15 protein-coding genes and 1 tRNA gene are annotated in these 16606 nt (G+C 63.1%); 7 read left to right on the top strand and 9 right to left on the bottom strand.

Going from position 1 to position 16606, the window contains the following annotated elements; genetic code table 11:
- Positions 1 to 310: 310 nt before the first annotated feature.
- From KIO74_RS05835 to KIO74_RS05820, 4 genes are all read right to left on the bottom strand, one after another.
- A tRNA-Gln gene (locus tag KIO74_RS05835) sits at positions 311 to 384 on the bottom strand.
- A gap of 290 nt (positions 385 to 674) precedes the next feature.
- Entirely contained in the window at positions 675 to 2120 is a 1446-nt protein-coding gene (locus KIO74_RS05830; RefSeq protein WP_213331124.1) for a DUF4214 domain-containing protein, read from the bottom strand.
- 191 nt (positions 2121 to 2311) lie between these two features.
- Positions 2312 to 3487 (bottom strand): GGDEF domain-containing protein, encoded by a 1176-nt coding sequence (locus KIO74_RS32410; protein ID WP_213331123.1) that lies wholly within the window; start codon positions 3485 to 3487, stop codon positions 2312 to 2314.
- Positions 3488 to 3804: 317 nt separating this feature from the next.
- Positions 3805 to 4788, bottom strand: a complete 984-nt coding sequence (locus tag KIO74_RS05820; RefSeq protein ID WP_249730868.1) for a helix-turn-helix transcriptional regulator — start codon at positions 4786 to 4788, stop codon at positions 3805 to 3807.
- A 207-nt stretch (positions 4789 to 4995) separates the two neighbouring features.
- On the opposite strand from KIO74_RS05820, the gene KIO74_RS05815 reads away from it, so the two are divergent.
- Positions 4996 to 5796, top strand: coding sequence for a GGDEF domain-containing protein (locus KIO74_RS05815; RefSeq protein WP_213331122.1), 801 nt, complete (start codon positions 4996 to 4998; stop codon positions 5794 to 5796).
- A 64-nt stretch (positions 5797 to 5860) separates the two neighbouring features.
- Here the strand turns inward: KIO74_RS05815 and KIO74_RS05810 are convergent, their stop codons facing one another.
- The 5 genes from KIO74_RS05810 to KIO74_RS05790 all read right to left on the bottom strand — a co-directional run bounded on the left by KIO74_RS05810 (position 5861) and on the right by KIO74_RS05790 (position 11085).
- Complete coding sequence (locus KIO74_RS05810; RefSeq protein WP_213331121.1) at positions 5861 to 6595, bottom strand: SDR family NAD(P)-dependent oxidoreductase; 735 nt, start codon at positions 6593 to 6595, stop codon at positions 5861 to 5863.
- A 14-nt stretch (positions 6596 to 6609) separates the two neighbouring features.
- Positions 6610 to 7911, bottom strand: a complete 1302-nt coding sequence (locus KIO74_RS05805) for an ABC transporter substrate-binding protein (RefSeq protein ID WP_213331120.1) — start codon at positions 7909 to 7911, stop codon at positions 6610 to 6612.
- 102 nt (positions 7912 to 8013) lie between these two features.
- Positions 8014 to 8931: an NAD(P)-dependent oxidoreductase gene (locus tag KIO74_RS05800; RefSeq protein WP_213331119.1), complete on the bottom strand. Its 918-nt coding sequence runs from the start codon at positions 8929 to 8931 to the stop codon at positions 8014 to 8016.
- The gene (locus KIO74_RS05795) at positions 8932 to 10230 is read right to left on the bottom strand and encodes an extracellular solute-binding protein (RefSeq protein ID WP_213331118.1); all 1299 of its coding nucleotides are present in this window, start codon (positions 10228 to 10230) and stop codon (positions 8932 to 8934) included.
- A gap of 84 nt (positions 10231 to 10314) precedes the next feature.
- Entirely contained in the window at positions 10315 to 11085 is a 771-nt protein-coding gene (locus KIO74_RS05790) for a FadR/GntR family transcriptional regulator (RefSeq protein WP_213331117.1), read from the bottom strand.
- Between the two features lie 160 nt (positions 11086 to 11245).
- On the opposite strand from KIO74_RS05790, the gene KIO74_RS05785 reads away from it, so the two are divergent.
- The 6 genes from KIO74_RS05785 to modA all read left to right on the top strand — a co-directional run bounded on the left by KIO74_RS05785 (position 11246) and on the right by modA (position 16552).
- Complete coding sequence (locus KIO74_RS05785) at positions 11246 to 12430, top strand: mandelate racemase/muconate lactonizing enzyme family protein (RefSeq protein WP_291978895.1); 1185 nt, start codon at positions 11246 to 11248, stop codon at positions 12428 to 12430.
- A gap of 7 nt (positions 12431 to 12437) precedes the next feature.
- Positions 12438 to 13319 (top strand): carbohydrate ABC transporter permease, encoded by an 882-nt coding sequence (locus KIO74_RS05780; RefSeq protein WP_213331116.1) that lies wholly within the window; start codon positions 12438 to 12440, stop codon positions 13317 to 13319.
- The gene (locus KIO74_RS05775; protein ID WP_213331115.1) at positions 13309 to 14139 is read left to right on the top strand and encodes a carbohydrate ABC transporter permease; all 831 of its coding nucleotides are present in this window, start codon (positions 13309 to 13311) and stop codon (positions 14137 to 14139) included. The genes KIO74_RS05780 and KIO74_RS05775 overlap by 11 nt, the downstream gene beginning before the upstream one ends.
- A gap of 57 nt (positions 14140 to 14196) precedes the next feature.
- Complete coding sequence (locus KIO74_RS05770; protein ID WP_213331114.1) at positions 14197 to 15090, top strand: DUF6772 family protein; 894 nt, start codon at positions 14197 to 14199, stop codon at positions 15088 to 15090.
- Positions 15090 to 15425 (top strand): hypothetical protein, encoded by a 336-nt coding sequence (locus tag KIO74_RS05765; RefSeq protein WP_213331113.1) that lies wholly within the window; start codon positions 15090 to 15092, stop codon positions 15423 to 15425. Before KIO74_RS05770 ends, KIO74_RS05765 begins: the two co-directional genes overlap by 1 nt.
- A gap of 305 nt (positions 15426 to 15730) precedes the next feature.
- The gene (gene modA, locus KIO74_RS05760; RefSeq protein ID WP_502762023.1) at positions 15731 to 16552 is read left to right on the top strand and encodes a molybdate ABC transporter substrate-binding protein; all 822 of its coding nucleotides are present in this window, start codon (positions 15731 to 15733) and stop codon (positions 16550 to 16552) included.
- Positions 16553 to 16606 lie beyond the last annotated feature (54 nt).

Here is a 16606-nt window from a genome sequence, read left to right as displayed (position 1 = left end):
TAACGACCGCATGCGCTGTCGGCAGGGATCCGCAGTCGGAACGTGAATAGCGCATTCAGGTGACACTGTACGCGGTGCCACTGTGCTGAGGTGAAACCTGGGAGCGGGCAGAGCGGCGGTGCCCATCGCGCGATAGCCCCCGCCCTCGACGCGCACGATCGGAGCCGCGATGTGACCATGGCGGAGAGCGCTATCAGGAAGCTCGAGGAGTGGTCGAAAGGGGTCGAAACGAGAACAGATTTTTCAAAATTCTCTCAAAATGCCGTTTCCGGTCCAGCTGAGAAAACGCGAAAAACGTAATGATTACAATTGGCTGGGGGACCTGGATTCGAACCAGGACTAACGGAGTCAGAGTCCGCAGTTCTACCGTTAAACTATCCCCCACCAAGGGATTGTAAAATAACGCTTTTTGAGCGTTTATCTTACAAGGTCGCGAATGTTCTACAAATCTCGTTCGCGGGACGTTCTTAGCCACGTCACAGCGCGAAGGCAAGCGCCTTTTTTTGCCTGACGCTGGATAGGGTGTCCCTGTTGATAAGCGGTTCAGGGAAGCTGCGCCCCCCTCGGCCGGGGTAAGCCAGAGGGGCGGTGCGTGGCCGCTATCAAGAGCTCGAAAGGCCTCTTGCCCGATGATCGGCTTGGGAAACGCACCAAGCGGGCACCCCGGCGCGATACTATTCGGCCACAGCGAAGATGAAGTCACTCTCGCCGTAGACGCGGTGGGGCAGGCCGATCACCAACACCTGGTTGCCACCGCCGAAGTCGATGAGAATGTTCTCCCCATGGGAGCCATATGCTTTGATCATGCCGTGCATCTCGGCGAGATTGTGGAATCCATAGGCGCTGACATCGATCTTGTCCTGCCGGTATTGGAAGTCATGGATGACGTCCTTGCCATTTTCCGGCCCGAACACGAAGATGTCTCGCCCGGTGACGGCGCCGGTCTCGACCACGGCGGCATCGCCCCACATCTCGTCATCGCCGCGGCCGCTGCGCAGGACATCGTCGCCACCACGGGCACCCGCCGCCAGCGTCTCGGCGTCGCCGTAGAGCAAGTTGGTGACACCGCTCACCCTGCCGACGGATCCGGCATCAAGCACGTCGTTGCCGCCTGTTGCCCCGGCGCCCAGGGTGACTGCGTCGCCATAGAGGATGTTGTGGGCACCAGGCGTTGATACGCCCTCGAGCCGGTCATTGCCGCCGTGCGCCGCGCCACCGATGAACAGGGCATCGCCGACAAGCGTATAAGTGCCGGAAAAGCTATAATCGTTCACGGCAAGATCGTCGTCGCCGCCTCTGGCATTGTCGAGGATCTCGGCGGCGTCGCCAATGAGCCAGTTCTGCCCGCCGTGGACAGTGCCGCCGCTAACAATCGTGTCATTGCCGCCGCGCGCCTCGTCCAGCAGCCGCCCGGTGGCATCACCGAAGATGACAAGATTGGCGCCCCGATCGAGGAAGGTGTCGTTGCGTCCAACCGATGTCCCTGTGAGATCGCCATCGATGTCGCCAAATAGCACGGTCGCATCGTCGCTCCAGGGTGTCGCGACAGCCAGCGGCGCCTGAGCGAACAGGGTATCGGCGTTGACGGGGAATTCGGCGCTCCGAATGAACGACGTTGCGACAGCGGCGAACGAAGCGCCGCTGTTGATCTGCTCGACCCAATAGCCGACGCCAGCCGCATCCCCGGCCCGGTCGAACAGGTCGTTATACAGCCTGTGCACCAAGGCTTCGGCATCCGGCGCGGTGAACTCCGCCGATTGCGACAGAGCGAGCGCGATATCGGCAAGGCTCATGCCGTTGGCGCTCTGCTCCGTCCAGAAGGCGAGGCCAGCGTCGTCGGCATCCCGCCCCAGCACCACCTTATACAGCGCCGCGATCTCGGACTGGTCGGCGGAAAACAGGTCAATCGTCGTGTCGTCGAACTGGATGGCCTGGATATTGGCGAGTTTATCGGTCCGTCCCGTGAGCTTGTCCGTCAAATAAGCGAGGCCGCCAGCGAACGAAATATCAAACTCACTGCGGATGCCCTCGACGACGAACGTATCCCTTCCAAGTCGGCCGTCTACGATGTCGCTACTGGGGGATCCGACAATGCGATCATCACCATTGGTCAGTGCCATGTCATCCTACCTTCGAAAACACACGCTTTTCATGCGGGGGCCATCGCGCCCGCCCGAATAGTTGGGGAACCGTGTGTCGCAACGTAGTTGACGGATGAGGCGCGGACTGTGGAAATTATTCTCTTTCTTTGGAAATTTCGAAATCTCCCCATGCTGCCAATCAGCGATGGCGGCGAGAGATCTTCGCCTTTTCACCCCGCCACGTCGGCTTTTACAGCAGCGGGCTCGAGCGGGGCGCTCGTGACCCTATTCTTTCCTTCGGCTTTGGCTCTGTAGAGATGCTTGTCGGCGTCCACGATGAGTTCGGAGAAGTTGCCGAGGCGGGCGTTGGCATGGCTGAGGCCGATGCTGATTGTAAAGCGCACTGTTGCGTTCCCTGCGCTCACCTCTTCCTGCTCCACGGCTGTCCTTACGCGTTCGGACAGGGTGTGGGCTTCATCTCGCGAGATCTGCGGCAAGACCGCGACAAACTCTTCGCCACCGACACGTGCGACCAGATCCGTCGCTCGGAGGGATCTCTTGATCGTATCGCCACAAGCCTTGATGACCGCGTCGCCGACCATATGCCCTCGCGTATCGTTGATATGCTTGAAGTCATCGATGTCGATGAGAATGACCGCATATTGCCGCGCCAGGGGATCCGGGCGACGCGCCAGAGCATTTTCCAACCCGAGCCGGTTGTAGAGGCCTGTCAGAGGATCGCGCGACGCTGCTTGTTGAAGCTCGTGTGTTCCGAGTTCATACGCGAGGGAGAGCGAGAAGGCCCCACTGGCGACAATGTGGATGGCGGCGGCAACCAGATGGATGTTGAGAAACACGTCATGCGGGAGGAGACTATCCATGCCGCTTTCGAGCATCCATCCCTGCATCACGCGAAGGGCTGAGGAGGCCGCTATCACGCCATAGGCGATCGCCAGTCCCCAGCGTGAGGGAAGGTACTCATGTTGCTCACGAACCAGCGCATGGATGATGACGATGATCTGTATGGCTATGGCGACATTGACGCCGCCGAAGACCAGACCGGTCCCGAGATCGTCCGACATGTAGAGCAGCCCCGCCACCAGGGCCGTAAGAATGATCGACAGGAGATAAGTCGGCTTATGTCCAAAAAATGACCTTATGGCTTGCCAGCGGAAGCCCAGACCGATCACGAGCAGGCAGTTCGGGAGAAGAAGCATCTCCTTGCTGCCATCGACGCGCTGGGAGAACATGAGGAAGGCAACCGCGAAGACGGCATCGGCGATTGTGAGGTTTAGCCAATATTTCCCGTCAAAACTCCGCGACCAGGCCAGGATATAGGTGACAGTGAAGACGACTAATGAGATCGCATTGACGGCAAAAAGGGTAGCCGCGTCGAACGGTTGCACGCTGTTCACGTCCTTATGGCACCAGGTCGTGTCGGTCTATCCACGAGACCAACAGCGCCGACGTTGGCACAGCGTTTTGCCAAGATTAACCGCTCGACGGCAGATCCCATATTTCCCCCTGATAGTACGTGGGTCTGCAGATCCCCGAAGGCTATAGCCGGAATTCAAGGCAGAACCGAAGCATTTTGTGTTCTATGGTCTGATAAGTCTCGGGGTGGGGCCTATTCTCCTCAGATCGGCAATCCGCCCTGAAGGGCGGGGAGCCAATGTGTGTCACGCGGCTCGCAAGGCGCCACGATGTACCGCGGAACGGTCGATCATGGCGTCACGCCGTGCGATCCGGTCGCGCGGACATCCGATGGCGTGGCGCCATAGCGCTTGCGGAAGGCCCTGTTGAAGCCCGAGAGATCTGGGAAGCCGCAGTCATAGGCAATGGTGGCGATTGAAGCGCGCCCCGTCGGTTCCCTGCGCAGACGATTGTAGGCAAGTGCCAGACGGCGATCCCGCAGGAACGCGGAGAACGTCGTTCCCTCTCGTTCAAAGAGAAGTTGGACATAGCGCGGCGTGACACCGTGATGCCGGGCGATCGTGTTCACGTTGAGATCGGGATCCCGGAGGTGGACCTCGATGTCTTGGCGAATGAGCTGCAGGCGGGCGTTGCCGGCGGGAGAACTCCCGCGTTGATCTATATCGACGTACTGACTGCCGAGGGACAGCGCGACGAGATCATAAAGATGGTCTTCGGCGATGCGGGCGGCTTTCACATCAGCCGGTGGATTGGCTCGCAGTAGGTCCGCGTAGCCAACCGCCAGCGCGGCCTCCGGGGCGGAGCGCTGGATATGGAGATAAGGCTGGCGTTCCGCGCGTGGCACGAGAGTGCCAAGCCGGTTGGGCGCTAGCGTCGCGCCCGTGACCATCGTCGCCGCTAGTTCAAAGCTGAAGGGAACGGACTGGTTGATGATGAGGATATCGCCCGCCGCGATCTTGACGGGCGGGCGGCCGTCAACCGCGACCTCGTGATCGCTTCCATGGACCGTGAGCAGATATCCGTCCCGTCCGTCGCCCAGGAGCCACCGGGGGCGTGCCCCTCGCATGGGCGGATACTGGCAGGAGCCGAGGGTCGTGCCTCCTGGCAGCACGCAGGCGCTCATCTCGACATGGATCTCGTCGACGTCGAAAGGTATGAACTCCAAGCCCAAGAAATGCCGGGCCACGAAATCGTGTACGAAGTCCATGCGCTGGCGGCGTGGCACGTCGTTTGTGGAAAGACGCAGCATGAGAGTGAGGGCTGTATGGTTCAATGATGTCCGCGGAACGGGATAGTTCAATCCATGTAATGACATCACTGTACGGCCGGTCAACAACCGAGGCACGAACCCGGGAGCTGTCGCGAACTCGTGACGCACCCCTCCGGCGTGGCAGGCCACCCCGGGGTCCATTAAATTGACGAGCCAGCGCGGTCGGGCCTCTCCAGGTTCGCACCGGGATTGGTTTTTCGGAGCCTGAATTTGTTCCGCAGCGGAAATCTCACGCGGTTGCTCGCCCATCCGCAAATCACCAGTACGAAGAGCCTCGTGCGCTATGTCGCGGTGGTGACAACGGTCAGTCTTGTCATCGCGCTTTGCCTGGATATCGCGGGCCAGCTCATCTTTTTCACGAACTGGCAAACGGCGGTACGCTCCTGGTTACTCACGGTGTTCACCGTCTGCGTCATAGCCGTGCCGGTCAGCACGGTCTTCGCCCGCTCGCAGCGGGCCCTTCTTCTTGCCCATCGCGAGCTTGAGCTCCTCAGTAGGACCGACCAGCTGACAGGCTTGCCGAACCGTCGGGCGTTGATGGAAGCTAGCGAACAGTCGGATTTCGATGCGATGGTGCTCGTCATCGCGGATGTCGATCGGTTCAAGACGATCAACGACACCATCGGTCATCGTGGAGGCGACACCGTTATACGAGCGGTTGGGCAGATCATGGCGAGCCATCTCTCGCAGTTCGGTATCGTCGGACGTCTGGGCGGTGACGAGTTCGCGCTGATATCCACGAAGGCACCGGTGGAAGACATCGTCCTGGCACTTATCAAGCTGCGTGAAGTCGTGGCGAAGACATCCATCATTGCCGCGGACAGCGTTGCGAAGGTGTCGATCTCCGCGGGTGTCGCTATCCGCGGCCCGCTGACCTCCTTTGACACCGTCTATTCGGAGGCCGACGAAGCGCTCTACATGGCGAAACGCGCAGGCCGTAACCGCATTGAGCTGTCGGACAGGGTGAAGCTCGCTTATCCCGAAATGTTTTCTCAGTCGGCCAATGGTTGAGTGAACCGGAACCACCCGCGAACGGAAACCTGCTGGCGGTGACGCGCCACATCCAGGGGCGGACCTAAAGATGCATTCCGCCATCCACGGACAATACAGCGCCGTTGATATAACTCGCCTCCGGTGAGCAGAGGAAGGCGACGATTCCAGCGCAATCTTGCGCGTCGCCGATCCGGCCCAGCGGTATCTTATCCTCCACGCGCTTGCGGAAATCGGCGTCGGCGAGCACCGCACGGTTGCGATCGGTGAGGATCGCGCCGGGCTGGACCACATTGAAGGTCACGTCAGGCTCGCGCGTATTGCGCGCCAGATTCAGGATGATGTTGGTCTGCGCCACCTTTGTGCCGGCATAGAAAATATGCACGTCATTCGGGCGATACTCCTGCACCGTGCCGATGGCGATGACGCGCCCGCGTCCACGCGCGATCATGCCCGGCAGCACGGCGCGGATGAGGCGCATCGTCGAGTACAGATTGACCTCCGCCTGCGCCAGCATGGCTTCCTCGGTCAAGGTCTGCCATGTCTGGCGAAACTCGATCGAGGCGTTGAGGACAAGGATATCAGGCGGGCCGAGGGCGGCTTCGACCGCCTGGACGAGCCCGACGGTCGCCGAAGCATCGGCGAGATCCGCCTTGAACAAGTGCGAGCCAGGCGGAAGCGCTTCCGCCGGCTCATTGTCGTCGCGGCCGTGGACGGCGACTTTCGCTCCGCCTGCCGCGAGCTTGCCAGCGATCGCACGGCCAATGCCGCGCGTCGATCCGGTCACGAGGGCGATCTGCCCGTCCATAGATGCGTTCATGGTGCTGGCACGGCTCATTTCGGCAGGAGGGGGGTGACGCGCGCGGCGGCATCGGCCATCGCGGCCTCGGGTGTCATGCTACCGATCACAGCCGCCTGGCTTGCTTGCACGAAGATGTCATGGGCACGCGCCTGCTCGTCGAACGCCGGCAGATGAATGCGGGCCGTCTTCAGCGCCGCCGCTTCGTCGGCGGCGTAGGGCAGGGCTGCCTTCAGCTTCGGCTCGTCATAGGTCGAGAGACGGGTCGGCCCGTTGCCGTTCAGCGCCATCGCCAGCGTGCCGGCCTTGGACGACAGGACACTGATAAGCCCCCATGAAGCATCCTTCTGCCTTGCCGCTTTCGGGATGACGAGCGCCCAGAACTCGACGGTCGGCGCGTAGACGAGCTTGCCCTGGAGGTCGGCCGCGACGGGAACGGTCAGCGCCTTGAACTTGCCGGGATATTGCGACTTCGACGGATCGTTGTAACTGACGAGCCGGGCAAAGGGATTGACCGTGATGGCGGCCCGGCCCTGCTGCATCCAGGTCGTCACCTCCTCATTGTTGAGATTGGTGAAGTTGCGCGGCATGACGCCCGACTTGTAGAGATCGGCCAGGATGCCGAGCGTCTTCACCATGCCCGGTTCCGTGCAGACGATCCGGCCGTCGGCCGTCATGTAGTCGCCGCCGAGCGCGCGCGACAGCGACAGGAAGTTCGAAGCGAAGACGCTGGTGAAGGCAAGCCCATAGACCGGTGTTCCGTCCGCGCGTTTGTAGGTGAGCTTGCGCGCCGCCTCGATCAGTTCCTCGAAGGTCTTCGGCAGGGCGACGCCGCGTTCCTCGAACAGCGCTTCGTTGTAGATGAGTGCGTTGGTGGCGTGGCGAACCGGCACGCCGTAGAGCGCGCCCTCGAGCTTCAGCGGCTCGACGAGGCCCGGTGCGAAATCAGTGAAGGCTTCGATCGGCGCGCTCGACTGGCGCGCGTCGAGCGGCTCGAACAGCTTGAGATTGCGCGGCACGGCGCGGCCGTTGAGGAGATAGCCGACGTCGATCGATGTTTCCGACAGGGAGACCTCGCGCAAGAGGCGCTCCATGATGGCGTTGACATCACCGAGCGTCACCCAGTCGATGTCCGTGCCCGTCGAGGCACGCCAGGCCGCGGTCGCGTCGCCGCCGGGACCGGAGGTCGCGGCCGAGTGGTGCACGCGGTGCGACAGCACGGTCAGCTTCTTGGCCTGTGCGAAGCTGGGGCCCGGTAGCGCGAACGTCGCGGCACCCGCCGCGCCGGCGAGCGCCAGCATTTGCCGGCGCGTGGGAATACGTCGATTGCCAGACATCCTATTCCTCCCTCCAATAGGTCACGGGGCTCTTGCACTGTCACGGGCAGTCATGGGGCTTCTGCCGCCCCACTGCCCGTCTGAGTTGCCGGCCGGCGGCGATTATGCCTCCGGCAGCCTGATCTTGACCCCCGCGCCATCACCGACGACGCGCAGGATGCTCGTGAAATCCTCACGCGGATAGACCTCTGCCGTCTGGGTCAGCAGTTCGAAGACCGCTTTGCCGAGGGTGAGCGGCACGCCCATGTCCTCGGCGAAGGCAAGCGCCAGCCGCTGGTCCTTGCGGGCGAGCGGCGTCATGAAGCCGGGGCTGAAGTCGCCGAGAAAGGCCTTGGACGGCATGAGCTTATGCATCCAGGCATTGTTGGTGCCCGTCGCGCCGCTGATCGCGACGATCATGTCGAGCGGCAGCCCCGCCTTGAGGCCGATGGCGCAGGCCTCGGCCACCGTCGAGACGATCCCGGCGGACAGGAAGTTGTTGACGAGCTTCATGGCGACGCCGTTGCCGAGCGGGCCGCAGTAGGTAATCGTGTCGGCCATGGTGCGCAAAAGCGGCATGGCTTCGTCGACATCAGCCTTGTCGCCGCCGATCATCAGGGCGAGCGTGCCGGCGCGCGCGTTCTCCACGCCGCGCGCCACCGGGCTGTCGATCATCCGGATGCCGCGTTCGGCAAGGCGTACCGCGACGCGGCGGCTGGTGCCGGGATCGATGGTGCTCATGTCGACATAGAGCGTGCCGGGCCTTGCGGCGGACTCGATGCCATCCTGGCCAAGCGTGATCTTCTCCACGTCCGGCGCGTCCGGCAGCATGGTGATGATGACATCTGACGTGCGGGCGAGCTCGGCCACCGAGGACACGGGCGTGGCGCCGGCCGCCTTGGCCTCCGCCAGCGCCTTTTCGCTGAGATCGAACACCTTCAGCTCATAGCCCGCCTTAGCCACGTTCAGCGCCATGGGCAGGCCCATCGTGCCGATGCCGATGAAACCGATGACGCTCTGGCCGGGAACAATCGCAGACATTTAAGACCTCACAAGCGGTTCAACGCGCTGTTTCAACTGGGCGACGGCGTCCTCGGGCTTCATCTGGCCGAGGGCGACCGCCTGGACGGTTTGGGCGAGGATGTCGCCGGCCTCTGTCGCCTTGTCGAAGGCGGGCAGCGGCGGCTTGGCAACGGCGAGGGCACGGGCCTCCTCGGCGGCATAGGGCACGGCCTCCTTGACGCGCGGGTCGTCGTAGGCCGAGGGGCGGATCGGCCCGTTGCCGTTGAGCGCGGCCCGGATCACCGCCTCCCTGGCGGTCATCGCCTTCACCATCTGCCACGCGAGTTCCTTGTTGCGGCTGTTGCGCGGAATGACGAAGGACCAGAATTCGGTGGTGCCGACGATGTCGCCTCCCGGGGAGCCGGCAGCGGCTGGCGGCGAGACGACCTTAATCTTGCCGGCGTAGTTCGACTTCTGCGGATCGTTGAAGGCGAGATAGCGGCCGAAGGCGAAGTGGCACATGGCCAGGCGCCCGGTCTGCATCATGGTGATGACCTCGTCCTGCCGAAGCGCCGCGAAATTGCGCGGCAGGATCTGCTTGGCGAAGAGATCGCGGAAGACCTCGAAGGTCTTCACCATGCCTGCTTCGTTGGGGACCACCTTCAGCGTCTCGTCGATGAAAGGGGCCTGATAGGCGAGCGACAGCGTGACCATGTTGACATAGCTCACGCCTTCCATGGCGAAGCCGTTCACGGGCACGTTGCCGTCGCGGCGGAAGGTCGTCTTCTCGGCAAAGGCGATCATGTCCTCGATCGTGCGCGGCGGGCCGGACAGGCCGCGTTCGGTGAAGAACGCCTCGTTGTAGTGAAGGCCGGTGGTCGCATGACGGAAGGGAACGGCGAAGGTTTCGTTGTCGACCGTGACGGCCTTGACCATGCCCGGCGAGACTTCCTGCCAATCCTCGATCGGGTCGCCCGCCGCGAGCTCGTTGATCGGGGCCATGAGCTTCAAGGCGCGGGGCACCGCGTTGGTGTTGAGCAGGAAGCCGACGTCGAAGGACGTCTCGCCGAGGCTCGCCTCCCGCAGCAGGCGCTCGTGCAGCGGACCGACATCAAACGTTGACCAGTTCAGGGCAACGCCGTTCGCCTTGCCCCATTCACCCAGAATGTCGCCACCCTTGCCGCCGGCGTCGCCGGTGAGAGCGGTACGGTGCACCCGATGGCCAATGATGTTGAGCGACTTCGACTGGGCAATGGCCGGGCCGAAGCCAGCCGCGAGGGGCAGGGCACCGGCGCCGAGCGCCAGAAGCGCCCGGCGCGACGGACGGATGAGGGACATGGGCTTCCTCCAAGAATGAAATTTATCGTCAGCCTGCGTTTGCGCAGGTCCATTGGGTGGTCACGTCTCTGATAGGCAGGCGGCTTACTCGCCGGAGAACAACTCCTTTACGGCTGCATCCGCAGCCTCGAAATGCTGGCTCATGGCGTCGAAAGCCGCATTCGCATTCCCTGCCTTGATGGCGTTGAAGATGCGCACGTGACGCTCATAGGTCTCGCGCCATTCCGCAGGCCCCCGGTTTCCACGCGAATTGAAGATCTCCATGATCTCCGAAATGATCGGCCGAAGCGCGCGGATCTGGAACTTCAGGAGGCGGTTGCCCGACATGGTGCCGATCGCCTCATGAAAATCGAGATCCGCCTCGATCCAGGATGGCACGTCCCCAAGGCTCTCCTCCATGCGCGCGAGGATCGCGGCGAGATTGGCGAGTTCGGCCTCGCTGCGCGCCTTTGCTGCGAGCCGCGTCGTCGGTGGCTCGAGGATCCGCCGGAGTTCGATGGCCTCGTTGATGCCGGTCGCGCTGCCGCGCACGGCGAAGCGAAAGAAGCGACCCAGCGGCTCGGCATCGAGATCGCGGATCCGCGTGACCTTCCCTTGCTGAATATGCACGACACCCATGGCGGCGAGTTCACGGATCGCCTCGCGCGCCACCTGCTTGCTGACGCCGAAGGACGCGGCGATCCGCCCCTCCGAGGGCAGGGCGTCGCCCGGCTTCAATCGCCCATCCAGGATGGCCTGTGTCAGCTTCTCGATGACCGCTTCGCCGAGTCGCACGGGCGCAACGTCTTCAGCCCCGAGCAAAACATCGAGCGGGTCGATGTCGAGCGTTCCGTTCAACCCAGATCCCTTTTTCATGATGTCTTCGGCGGCAGACCGTGCGCCACCATTGTACAGCCCGGGCCGCAATCGCCGACCGTTACGGCCCATGAGAGGACTATGACAAAATTGATGCGGCATTGCAACTATCCAACTTAGCGGATAAGTTGCTAGGCAACTATCGAACAGGGAGGAAGGCGTGACTGATCAAGAACGCTTGTCATCCGCCAGCCGGGCTTTGGCAGAGGCGGAGATGGACAACGCGGGCGCGGTGATTCGACGCGTGACGGCTCATCCACTGCGGGCGATCCTGCCCAAGGCCCAGCGTACGTCCCAAGGTGACTATCCCTCGGTGGAGATCCTGGTTGTCGAGGTGGAAACCGATGACGGTCTCATCGGTATCGGCGAGGGGCTGGCCCGTCGCGGCGCCAAAGGCTATGCGGCGCTCGTCGACGAGGCGCTTGTGCCACGCCTTCTGGGGCAGGATTCGAGCCATCGCCGCGCCTTGTGGCAGCGCATGCGCAACGCCCTGACCGGCCGACCGGGCGGCCAATTGGTCGAGGCGCTATCGGCCGTCGACATCGCCCTGTGGGATCTCGCCGGAAAGCGCGCGGGAGAGCCGATCCATCGCCTGCTTGGCGGCATGGGACGTGCCCATGTCCCCGCCTATGCCTCCTCCATCAACTGGCTCGATGATGGGACTGTTGAGGCGGAGATCGCCTCCGCGCTGGCTTCGGGCTTCCGCGAGATCAAGGTCAAGCTCGGCCGGCCCGTTCCCGCCGCCATCGCGCGCGCCAAGCTTGCGCGCCGCCTCGCTGGCGACGACATCGCCCTCTATGTCGATGCCAACTGGGCCTATGACGTGGACGACGCGATGCGTGTCGGTCGCGCGCTCGCTGATCTCGGCTACGATCTCTTCGAGGAGCCGATCGCCCCCCACGACCGCGAGGGCTATCGGCGTCTTGCCCAACATCTGCCGATAAGGCTGGCGGCGGGGGAGAGCGACTATGTCGGCAGCGAGGCGTTGCAGCTGCTGCAGGATCGCTCGCTTGGCCTCATCCAGCCCGACGTGACGCGCTCGGGAGGCATCACCGAGACCTGGCGGATCACGGAGCTCGCAGCGGCCCATCACACGGCCTATGCGCCGCATGTGGGGTGGTCGGGCGCGATCTGCGTGGCGGCGAGCCTGCATCTGGCCGCGGCCGCCGAGACGACGCGCACCTTCGAGTGCATGGTCTACGACAATCCTCTGCGGGACGAGCTCTGCGCGCCTGTCGTCGGCGGGCATGGTGAGATCGTCGACGGCGGCGTCGCGATACCGCAAGGGCCGGGTCTCGGGGTGACGCTCGACTATGACGTCCTCGCCCGCCACCGCATCGCTTGAGGGCCTGATGGAACAACGCTCACCGCTTCTTCCCGCCCTCGGCTTCATCGCTCCCGTCCAGCTCTTCGTCGGCGTCATCATCTTCATCCCGGCCCTCTACGTGTTCTGGCTCAGCCTGACCGAATCGTCCTTCGGTCAGGCGCCGGTCTTCGTCGGTCTCGCCAACTATGGCCGCGTGCTGGCGGATCCTTATTTCTGGAAGGCGCTCGTCAACACGGTCATCGTCGTCCTGATCGTCGTGCATGTGGAGCTTCTGCTTGGGCTTGGCATGGCCCTCCTGTTCGCGAGTGGCGTGCCTTTCAGGCCGCTGCTCTTGGCCGCGGTGCTCGCTCCCTATGCGGTCAGCGAGGTCTCCGCCGTCGTGATGTGGCGCTTCCTGTTCGACCCGGAGGTCGGCTTCGCCACGCAAGCCCTGACGGCCCTTGGCCTGCCGCCGCTGGAATGGGCCGTGGTGCCATGGCAGGGGCTGTTGCTCGTCTCGCTGCTGAGTATCTGGCTGCATCTTCCCTTCACCTTCGTGATCCTCTACGCGGCGCGGCTCGCCATCCCCGGCGAACTCTACGAGGCGGCGCAGATGGATGGCGCGAGTGGCTTCGCGCGGTTCCGCCGCGTCACCCTACCGCTGCTCGTGCCGGCGATGCTGATCGCCATGCTGTTCCGCTACATCTTCGCCTTCCGCCTGTTCTCCGAAGTTTGGCTGCTCACGGGCGGCGGCCCGGCGCGCCAGACCGAGGTGCTCGCTGTCTATCTCTATCTCGAAGCCTTCCGCTACAACGCCTTCGGCGACGCGGCCGCGACCGGCTGGCTGCTCGTGGTGGCTTCCCTCGTCCTGGCGCTCTGGTATCTCCGGCGCCTCTACAAGGAGATGTTTGCGACCTATGCGCCGTAACCCGCTCCTCATGGCCCTCAAGGGCATCGCCATCCTGGTCGTGCTGGCCTGGTCGCTCATCCCGATCGCGATGATCATGATGTCGTCGTTTAAGACGGACCGCGACATCTTCGCCGTGCCGCCGCGTCTCGCATTCCAGCCTACATGGACGAATTATGTAGCTTTATGGGAACGTTGGGGGGATTTCTTCCACGGTCTTCTCAACAGCCTTATCGTCACCGCCGGTGCGACCATCGTCGCCGTGCTGTCGAGCGCGGTCGCCGGCTACGCGTATTCCCGGTTCCGCCACAAGGTGCTGGCGGGGTCGGCCTTCTTCCTCATCTTCATTCGCCTGATCCCGCCCATCGTCATTACCCTGCCGCTGTTCCCCGCTGTGAACTGGCTCGGGCTGAACGACACCCATTTCATCCTGATCGTCCTTTACGCCACGTTCTTCGTGTCGCTCGGCACGCTGGTCATGCGCACTTTCATCGACCAGATTCCGAAAGAGGTGGACGAGGCGGCCCATCTCGATGGCGCGAGCCGGCTGCAGGTGCTCTACAAGCTCATCCTGCCCTTGTCCGCCCAGGGCATGGTCGCGGTCGCGGTCTTCGTGATCGTCTATGCCTGGAACGAATTCCTGTTCGCCTTCATCTTCACCACGACGCGTGCAAAGACCGCGCCGCTCGTGCTCTCGGAAATGATCGGCGCGGTCGAGGGTGTCGAATGGGGCGTCCTGTTCGCCGCCTCGACCGTCCAGCTTCTGCCCGTGCTCATCTTCGTGGTGCTTGCCCAGAAGCATCTCGTCGCCGGCCTCACGGCGGGGTCGACGAAAGGCTAGGGCAACGGCAACGCTCACGAGAAAACCAGAGGAAACAATGTCCGAAGGATCACAACCATGACCGATATCGCCGGGAACGACCTCAGGCGGGCCATGCAAATGGCCAATCCGGCGCTGAGCCGTTTCGATCCCTTGCCCCGGATCATCACGTTCGACGACTTCGACCGGGGCTTCTGCGGCTGGACGCAGCTTGTCGGCAACTACGAGGACGATCTCGACAGCATGCTGCCCGGCTATGCGCAGCATCTGTCGCCGATGCTGTCGACGCTGCCGCATTGGGACGCCGGCTCCCACGGCAGCTTCGACGGCAGCTACGCGCTGAAGATCGCCACGCGGCCGAGGCGCGGCGCGCAGAACGTCGCCATCAAGCGTCTGACCTTTCGCCATGCCGGGCCCATCCGCATCGAGGCCTATGTCACCTTCAAGCCAGAGGCGAACGAACTGAAGCTGTCCGAGGCGGATGTGCGCTCCTTCGGCTTTCTCTACGATCTCCAGGTCGGGGACGGAGCGGGCGAGGGTGGCGAGCGGGTGATGCCGCATCTGCGCTTCCTCAACGCTCTCGACGGCAAGCACGTCCAGCGCTGGCAGTTCAAGCCGCAGACCACAGCCTTCAAGCCCATCGGTCACGACGACAAGACGGTCAGCCATTATCACCTGGCGCCGGAGGGGTGGGTCGACCTGCCGGGCGGTGAGCAGCGCCTCTGCTACAACGAAATCCCGACCAAGGTGAACTGGACCTATCTGTGCCTCGATTTCGACCTGGCGACCATGCAATGCACCGGTTTCCGCTGCAATGACAGGGTGTTCGATGTGTCCGGCTACGAGCCCATCCGCATCCCGGCCATGAAGAATCTCTGGTGCATGCTGAATCTGGCGTTCTTCGCCGAGACCGACACCGACAAGCGGGCTTTCCTCTATGTCGATAGTGTCTGCCTGTCGGGAGACTTCTGATGCTGCGTGAGAGCTTTGCCGCCATCGTGGCGCGCAACGAAACCTGGACGGGCAAGAGCGCGACGGAGCCCTACGAGGCCGGCTGGGCCAACGAGGCAGCCATCTTCGTGCGGGCCTTGAAGCCGGTCACCGGCATGCCGGGCCGCGCCCGCGTAGAGATCTCGCCGGACGGCATGCGCTGGGCGCCCGAGGGCACCGAGTTCGACCTGCCGACCGAGAAGGACGGTATCGGCGTTGCCCGCGTCGAGCGCTTCGGCACATGGCTTCGTGTCACCGCCGATGTGCCCGACGGCGCGGCAATTACGGTGCTTGTGACGCTGCATCTGAAGGCGTGAGGGCGGCACTTAAGGGCGCTAACGATTGGTGACGTGTCATTCCCTTCCCGGCCGGTGAAACCGGCCGGGAAGGGAATCCAGAAGAGCCAACCGTCGCGCTTCGTGGATACCCTTTCCGAGCTGCTTACTAGACGGCTGCTGCCGGGCTGTCCATGAAAGGCCAAGTCAGCAGCTGCCGACTTGGCAGCCCGCCGGGGATGACACGCCGACCTTCCTGACAGCCTTTTTTCTCTCCCCAACTGCGCCGCGATCAGCTAACGATGTATCCATTGAGATATTTCGATAGCGAGGCAGGGGAGCCGACAATGGTCGATCAACTTTATGTCCGGGGCCGGCTGGCTCGCATGGCGCGTTTCACCGGCGCGGTCGCCGTGGCGGCGCTTGTCAGCTTTGGCAGCATGGCTGGCGCGCACGCCAAGGATCCGGTCGTATTCGCGGCGGCAAGCCTCAAGAACGCGCTCGATGCCATCAACGCCCAGTGGAAGGGCGAGGTCTCCAAGCAGGCAACGGTTTCCTATGCGGCGAGCTCGGCGCTTGCCAAGCAGATCGAATCCGGCGCGCCGGCTGACATTTTCATGTCGGCTGATCTCGACTGGATGGACTACTTGGCCAAGAAGGATCTCATCAAGCCGGATACGCGCGTGACGCTTCTCGGCAACCGCATCGTGCTGATCGCGCCGAAGGACAGCCCGGTCAAGATCGAGATCGGACAGGGCTTTGATCTCGCCAAGGCGCTCGGCGACGGGCGGCTTGCCATGGGCGATACAGCCTCCGTGCCGGCCGGCAAGTATGGGAAGGCTGCGCTGGAGAAGCTCGGTGCCTGGGCTGGCGTCGAGAAGAAGGTCGCGCAGGCCGAAAGCGTGCGCGCGGCGCTCCTGCTGGTCTCGCGTGGAGAGGCGCCACTCGGCATCGTTTATGCCACCGACGCCGCCGCGGATCCGCAGGTCAAGATTGTCGGCACGTTCCCAGAAAATTCCCATCCGCCAATTCTTTACCCGATTGCGCTGACAAAGGACTCGAGCAACCCGGAAGCGGCGGAGTTCCTTGCCTACCTGCAGTCGCCGAAGGCGAAGCCCCTTTTCGAGAAAGAAGGCTTTACGGTCATGAGCAAGACCGCGACGCAGTAGGCGCAATATCTGGTCGTGCACTCCTGACGGAACGCGCCCGTCATGGCCGGGCCT

Origin of the sequence: Chelatococcus sp. HY11, from assembly GCF_018398335.1 — a bacterium.
GTDB lineage: Bacteria > Pseudomonadota > Alphaproteobacteria > Rhizobiales > Beijerinckiaceae > Chelatococcus.
The sequence above is the reverse complement of the archived record's forward strand: the minus strand, read 5'-3'. Positions and strand labels throughout refer to the sequence as shown.